Origin of the sequence: Levilactobacillus mulengensis, from assembly GCF_003946045.1 — a bacterium.
Taxonomy (GTDB): Bacteria; Bacillota; Bacilli; order Lactobacillales; family Lactobacillaceae; genus Levilactobacillus; species Levilactobacillus mulengensis.
The window spans coordinates 169,809-176,748 of record NZ_RHNW01000006.1 but is presented as its reverse complement, the minus strand read 5'-3'; the positions used below and the strand labels follow the sequence as shown (position 1 = coordinate 176,748).

General features: G+C 46.5%; 7 protein-coding genes, 1 pseudogene and 1 CRISPR repeat array. Of the genes and pseudogenes, 7 read left to right on the top strand and 1 reads right to left on the bottom strand.

The features are described from left to right. From EKM84_RS14325 to EKM84_RS14425, 4 genes and pseudogenes are all read left to right on the top strand, one after another. On the top strand, positions 1-253 hold a 253-nt coding region (locus EKM84_RS14325), incomplete at its 5' end, for a hypothetical protein (protein WP_225418170.1). 13 nt (positions 254-266) lie between these two features. Next, positions 267-1,181, top strand: a complete 915-nt coding sequence (gene cas1, locus EKM84_RS07765) for a type II CRISPR-associated endonuclease Cas1 (protein WP_164511355.1) — start codon at positions 267-269, stop codon at positions 1,179-1,181. Between the two features lie 7 nt (positions 1,182-1,188). After that, positions 1,189-1,497 (top strand): CRISPR-associated endonuclease Cas2, encoded by a 309-nt coding sequence (gene cas2 / locus EKM84_RS07760; protein WP_225418169.1) that lies wholly within the window; start codon positions 1,189-1,191, stop codon positions 1,495-1,497. A 141-nt stretch (positions 1,498-1,638) separates the two neighbouring features. Further along, positions 1,639-3,125: a CRISPR direct-repeat array (repeat unit 36 nt; unit sequence GTTCTGTTATACCCTAATTTGAAAGGAACTTAAAGC). A 349-nt stretch (positions 3,126-3,474) separates the two neighbouring features. Further along, positions 3,475-3,579, top strand: a pseudogene (locus tag EKM84_RS14425) (sugar O-acetyltransferase); the annotation flags it as partial. An 83-nt stretch (positions 3,580-3,662) separates the two neighbouring features. On the opposite strand, the gene EKM84_RS07755 reads toward EKM84_RS14425, so the two are convergent. Next, on the bottom strand, positions 3,663-3,902 hold the full coding sequence (locus EKM84_RS07755; RefSeq protein WP_125765191.1) for a Sec-independent protein translocase family protein: 240 nt from the start codon (positions 3,900-3,902) through the stop codon (positions 3,663-3,665). 287 nt (positions 3,903-4,189) lie between these two features. Here EKM84_RS07755 and EKM84_RS07750 point away from each other — a divergent pair, with 287 nt between their 5' ends. Genes EKM84_RS07750 through EKM84_RS07740 form a run of 3 tightly spaced genes read left to right on the top strand, consistent with a single transcriptional unit; the run spans position 4,190 to position 6,194 of the window. Next, complete coding sequence (locus EKM84_RS07750) at positions 4,190-4,507, top strand: glycine cleavage system H protein (lipoate-binding) (protein WP_125765190.1); 318 nt, start codon at positions 4,190-4,192, stop codon at positions 4,505-4,507. Between the two features lie 15 nt (positions 4,508-4,522). Then, positions 4,523-5,410, top strand: coding sequence for an RluA family pseudouridine synthase (locus EKM84_RS07745; RefSeq protein ID WP_125765189.1), 888 nt, complete (start codon positions 4,523-4,525; stop codon positions 5,408-5,410). Between the two features lie 7 nt (positions 5,411-5,417). Next, the gene (locus EKM84_RS07740; protein WP_125765188.1) at positions 5,418-6,194 is read left to right on the top strand and encodes a DUF1003 domain-containing protein; all 777 of its coding nucleotides are present in this window, start codon (positions 5,418-5,420) and stop codon (positions 6,192-6,194) included. The last annotated feature ends 746 nt before the right edge of the window (positions 6,195-6,940 follow it).

Genomic DNA, 6,940 nt, shown 5'->3' with positions numbered 1-6,940 from the left:
CTCACCAATTTATTTGATGAGGTTATCATATCGTGGATTTGCCGCCAATCATAGACGGTCAGTTATTTGGTGCTTACGTTACTTTGACGGTTTCGGTATTTCTAAAAAGCAAGTGGCATTTCAGTCGATTAATGGAGACTTCAAAATAAAACCGATTGTGCTCAACAAGATAATCAGTATTACCCGTTTTCAGATTGACTACTTGGGTAATTTCTATCCAATTAAGCATGAACACCGTTCGACTTTTAATTAGGAGTGAATATAGGATGTTTAGAAATGTCTATTTAAAGAATCCGGCGACGATATCTTTAGATCATTATCAGTTGGAAGTTGCAACAAATGGGTCAAAGTATCATTTTCCCTTTGATGACATTCAAAGCCTTCTTATAGAGAGCCTTGACTCTAAAATTTCAACTGCTGCTTTAAGTGAGTTGGCTGAACATGGAATAACGGTCATTACTTGTGATTCTCAACATCTTCCTTCAGGTACGTTACTCCCTTTAGGTATAGGTGGCTACTACCAACATCTAAAAACGCTCAATCTACAGCTTGCTCTGACCAAACGTTTTAAGGATCGATTGACCAGAAAGGTTATTAAACAGAAAATTCATAATCAGGGGACGGTCGTTCAATTATTGACAGGTGGTCCGGCAACAGTACTAAATAAACTGGCAGATGCTGTTCTTGATGGAGACGAAAGTGCTCGTGAAGGTGTTGCCGCTAAAATATACTTCACAACTATTGGTGGCCAAGAGTTCAATCGACGACTTGGTAATTTAACCAATGGCGCACTAAATTACGGTTTTTCCATTCTACGAAGTTGCATTGCTCGTGAATTAGTTCAGTTTGGGTTTGAGCCAGCATTGGCATTCAATCATCATAATCTGCAAAATCCCTTTAATCTAGCAGATGATCTAATTGAACCATTTCGTCCGGTAGTTGAACTCTATGTTTTTAGTCAGCTTTCGGCACAATCTAATGAGATGCTCAGTTCTGAAAACAAGGCGCAACTTTTACGAATTCTAAGCTACGAAGTTTTAATCAATAATCAATGTCAAAGCGTCCAGTATGCAATCCACTTAGTAGTTGAATCACTTTGGAATGCCTGTGAAAGTCAAAAAATTACGCCCTTATTACTACCAAAAGTAGTAACTCTACAGGTCCATAAGAATGAGGAATAGAAGATTCATGAGAATAATTGTAATGTTCGATTTACCCACTAAGACTAAGGCTAATAGGCGTGCTGCCCAAAAATTCAGGAAAAATCTACTAAATTCCGGTTTTGTTATGATGCAATTATCTGTCTATTACCGTTTAGTTAACGGGACAGATATGGCTAAAAAATACGAACAACGTGTTGCGGACTTTATCCCTATGGCCGGGCAGGTTCGTATGCTAACATTAACTGAGAAGCAATTTAGTAGTATGCGAATTATGGTTGGCGCCGTGTCAGAGCAGGAAAAAGAAATTTCAAATTCAGACTTGACTATCTTATGAATAATTTAAAATAAATAAGCAATCACTGGCAGTTTTCAAACCAGCAATGGCTTATTTATTTAGAATCACACATCGTTGTCACTTTCTGTGCTTGGAAAAAGGTCGACAAATACTGTTGTTGAGCGTCTCAACGTGTGAAATGTTCTGTTATACCCTAATTTGAAAGGAACTTAAAGCAGTACTTGATGTGGTGTTTTCTGAGGTACCGTTCTGTTATACCCTAATTTGAAAGGAACTTAAAGCCGTTTTGGTCACTGATGGTGTCAACCTGTTGTTCTGTTATACCCTAATTTGAAAGGAACTTAAAGCAGATAACCCGGAACAGCAACTTATTTTTGAGTTCTGTTATACCCTAATTTGAAAGGAACTTAAAGCGGGTTTCGGCTTGGCTTAGAGCGCGCTGGTGTTCTGTTATACCCTAATTTGAAAGGAACTTAAAGCCATAGCGGTCCTGCATCGCTTGGGGCAACGGTTCTGTTATACCCTAATTTGAAAGGAACTTAAAGCGCGCTACACTATTTCCCCGACGCGCTCCCAGTTCTGTTATACCCTAATTTGAAAGGAACTTAAAGCTTGGCGATGACACCTTAATCAAAATTCATTGTTCTGTTATACCCTAATTTGAAAGGAACTTAAAGCGACGTAGTAGCCGGTTGGGGTCGCGAGGTAGTTCTGTTATACCCTAATTTGAAAGGAACTTAAAGCTAAAATGTTTAACTTTTTAGGTTTTCTGACGTTCTGTTATACCCTAATTTGAAAGGAACTTAAAGCACTTTTCGCGGGCTAAAGAGCACTGGTTTGTTCTGTTATACCCTAATTTGAAAGGAACTTAAAGCGGTTATGATGTTCCAAAGCAATTGGCCGAAGTTCTGTTATACCCTAATTTGAAAGGAACTTAAAGCGGCTATAGCACTCGCCTAGGTCAATGCCTAGTTCTGTTATACCCTAATTTGAAAGGAACTTAAAGCGGCTATCAAGTCACTTGAAAATCAAAGCTAGTTCTGTTATACCCTAATTTGAAAGGAACTTAAAGCCCAGATTGCACTGGTCTGCACGGCTTCCCCGTTCTGTTATACCCTAATTTGAAAGGAACTTAAAGCCTCATATTGACCAATGAACTCGTATTCACCGTTCTGTTATACCCTAATTTGAAAGGAACTTAAAGCCGCTGCTCACAATGATTGAAAAAAATCATCGTTCTGTTATACCCTAATTTGAAAGGAACTTAAAGCTAACTTCAGGTTCATTCAAAGGCTCCGATAAGTTCTGTTATACCCTAATTTGAAAGGAACTTAAAGCTGGCATAATAACCATTACTCATTAACAAGGTTCTGTTATACCCTAATTTGAAAGGAACTTAAAGCAGGTTGATCCTAGCATGCCTCACAATTACAGTTCTGTTATACCCTAATTTGAAAGGAACTTAAAGCCTGATAGATAACTTCATACCCATCATCCGCGTTCTGTTATACCCTAATTTGAAAGGAACTTAAAGCCGGTCACTGCCCCACTTAGCATCTTGAATAGTTCTGTTATACCCTAATTTGAAAGGAACTTAAAGCTCACAGCGGTAGTCACTTTTGCGGCCTCATGTTCTGTTATACCCTAATTTGAAAGAGATTGAAAACATAAAATAATTAGGATGTATTATCAATTTATGCTGAACCTTAACAAGCACTAAGATTCAAAGATTATAGCGGATATGCACAGTCTGGATTGGAGTTCTTAAACTAATCGGAATTTCCCCGCAAATTTTCCAAATGAGTACGAAAAATTTATCAAACACAGAATACTTGTAAGAACTGGAGTGCCTAGTACGGTAAGAGTGAAAAGAAAGAATAATCATGGGTGAACTCTGCAAGGATTACGATGAGGAGCTAGTAGCAGAACGGGGCGGTGTTCATGATAAGGTCGAAGTTTTTAATGTACTAGGGGAAAATACCCTGAGTGGAATAAAGATTGATTAAGAAAATGTTTGGCGTAACAGGTGACGATGTGCGGGTAGGTGATGGGGGCATCATTATCTGCTCTGACGTGGTCCTCGGCGGTAATCCAGCGCGCGTGATTAAGCAACTCGACTAACTAACTGCCATATAAATTAATCACCACATAAAAAGAGAGAACAGCGCAATTGCCGTTCTCTCTTTTGACATAGGTAATTTAACTTAACGCCAGCAGCCCATCACGCTGCCCCAGTGGCCCATCATGGCGCTACTCCAGCCGCCCATACCGATGAAGCCACCCATGCCGACCAATGCAATCCCAATCACCAAGAATATCCCCAATAAAACAGCGGTGTCGTGGTCGTGGTTCGTGCGTGGAATTAATTTTGCTACTAGAAAAATAATGAGTGCAATCCCGGTAATGAGAATCAAGCCACCGGTTAGTAAATTGGCAGTCATCATAAAATCTCCCCCTTTATGCCCCCATTATACAGAGTTTTCCCGAGAAAGGGGGAAATGGTTCCCGGGATTTCCGGGGCTATGGTAAAATGGGACGTAATTACAGGTGGCCGTTAGTCCCTGATTATTCGGTGACTAGCCCAACCTGAAAGGTTTCACCCCCTAACGACGACCAGCGCTGGTTTAGCTGAAAGTGGTTGGTTAAGTTTTTACTACGGTGGCCGGGTCACTTGGGTAGGGGGACTGGCAACGATGAACAGCACAAAAAATAAATGTAAGGGGTGACAACAATGATTGATCGAATTGAAGCAAGTGCGGATGCCCTGTGGTTAACGCCCGATGAAGAGGGGCGCCTTCGCTTGGGATTTGCTGACGATGGTCGCGAGCTGGTTGGCGCCGTCACACGGATCTCCTGGCTGGTGACGGCTGGGCGCATCAAGTTGGGCACGCCATTTATGGTGGTTCACGGTGAGCGGGAAGACCTGACGTTGCGGTCGCCCTTTGCCGGTCGCATTCAGGCCATTAACCAGGCACTTGAAGAACATCCGGAACGTTTAAATGAACACAATGATGCCCTCGACTGGATGATTGAGCTAGTCGATGAGTAGAAAGGGAGGGCCAACATGGAGTTGAGCTGGCAGGTGACGACGCCCGTCACTAGTTTGAAACGTTTTTTAAATAATCAGGGGGTCAGCCACCGGGTCTTCAGCGACCTGAAGCGGGCGGGGACCATCCGCGTCAACGGCCACGTGGTCACACCGGCCGTTGCGCTGAACGTGGGGGATACCGTCACGGTTGGCTTGCCCGCCGAGGTTGCGGACGATGCCGTGGCGACGAGTTCGACGCCCATTACGGTGCTATTTGAAAACCGTGACTGGTTGGTCGTGGACAAGCCCGCTGGCCTCAACGTGGTACCGGGGCCCGCTAACCGCACGGATACGCTGGTCAACCGCATCAAGGGTTACTGGCTGGCCGAGGACGCGGAAAACCAGGTCCCCCACATTTTGACGCGGCTGGACCGCTTCACGAGTGGGGTAGTCTGGGTCGCGCGGCATCGCTTGGCTAATAGTCTGGCGAGTCAGCTACAGGCGGCCCATCAGGTGGATAAACGCTATCTGGCGGTGGTCAGTGGTCAATTGCCTGACGACCACGGCATCATTGATGCGCCGTTAGCCAGCGACCCGACCGGCTACAACCAAATGGTCTCCCCGGACGGCAAGCCCGCGAAGACGGAGTACTGGGTCGAAAAGCGGTTTCCAAATGCCACGTTGGTTCGGGTGAAATTACATACGGGGCGGACGCACCAGATTCGCGCCCATTTTGCCTCGCTGGACCATCCCTTAGTCGGGGATGAGCTGTACGGCGGCCCGCAATTAGCGGGGATGACACGACAGGCGCTGCACGCCCACACGTTGACATTTACGGATCCCTTTACCGGGGAAGACCGGGCCTTTACCAGTGAGCCACCCGCTGACTGGCAAGTCCTGATTCAACAATTATCTGAGGAGTGACGAAACAATGACAGAGGCGGACGAATTAACCTGCTTAGTCGATGGGGCCCCCATTTCGCTGGAGACCAGCCTGCAGCTGGCGGAACTAGACACGGGGCTACGGAATCGCATCAAGCGCGACTACCCCCAAAGCAAGCCGACCGATTACATTTGCGGGCATCATTTATTAAAATATCGGTTAGACCACGTGGACGCGATGATCAACGCCGATTTGAAGCAGACGCAAAAGATTAATCACAAATTGACCAAGGCGCTGCAGAGCGACGATTACGATATCATCGACGTAAACGACAGCCTGAAGGAAAGTCTCACATTTGGCCAGAAGGTGTCCGATGACGTTGCCCGGTTCGGGGGCTCATGGGGCTTTATCCTGGTTTTCATGTTCGTACTGATTGGCTGGATGGTCGTTAATGGCCTGCACGTCTTTGGGGCGAACTTTGACAACTACCCCTTCATTCTGTTAAATTTAGTCTTGAGCTGTGTCGCAGCGATTCAGGCGCCCATCATCATGATGAGCCAGAACCGCTCCGCAGACCGGGACCGGATGATGGCCGAAAACGACTATCACGTGAACCTCAAGTCCGAGCACGAACTGCGGTTACTTCACGCTAAGGTCGATCACTTGGCGCAGAACCAGGTCCCACACACCATGGAGATCGAACGGTTTCAGTTAGAAATTTTAGGTGAAATTCGTCAAGAACTAGCCGAATTGCGGGAGGCTAAGGCCACCCCTGATGCGGCAGAACGAAGGGAGTCTCACCATGAGCAAGTGGATCACCGCTAGTCTCTTATTTATTGTTGGCTTATTCTTCGGCCAACGAGTCGCCGGGCGCGTTGCCCATTAAGTGAATTCTTTTTTTGATAGGCCTGACGGTCAGCGTTCGCGCTAACCGTTGGGCCTATTTCTGTGGAGTCGAACTCTGGGTTTGCACTGGCGGGCTGGGTAAAATCGTGCCTAGTCGCGTCCGTTCCCGCCGGCGCGCTCAAGGTGCTCTGCTGTGGGGCCGGTTCCAGCCGAAGGGCGGGCTTCCACCTCAACTTTGAGCCTGAGAAGCGGTCTCAAAGGTTGTCCCATGGGCTAAGCTGAGAAAATCGCTCAGCTAAGACCATCGACACAGCTGGTCACCTTGGCTCGCCTCTGGTCACTCCCACGACTGGCGCGATTTCCCCAGCTCTGCGACTATCATGAGTTCGGTCCCACGGAATAGGGTGTTTGTATTGTATTTGATGGGAAGGTATGGTTGTGGCCATTCGTTCCCGGCGGTGGCTTCAAAACGCCCTGCTATGGGGCCGGTTCCAGCCGAAGGGCGGGCTTCCACCTCAACTTTGAGCCTGAGGTGCGGTCTCAAAGGTTGTCCCGTGGGCTAGGCTGAGAAAGGACCTCAGCCAAGACCACCGACACAGCTGGGCATTTTGAGCCACCTCTGGTCACTGACATTGCACTATGTTGCCTCATTTTCCTGGCCCGGCGGCTAACGTGAGTTCGGTCCTGCAGAATAGGTGGGGGTGACTATTAGTTGACGTGGTCAT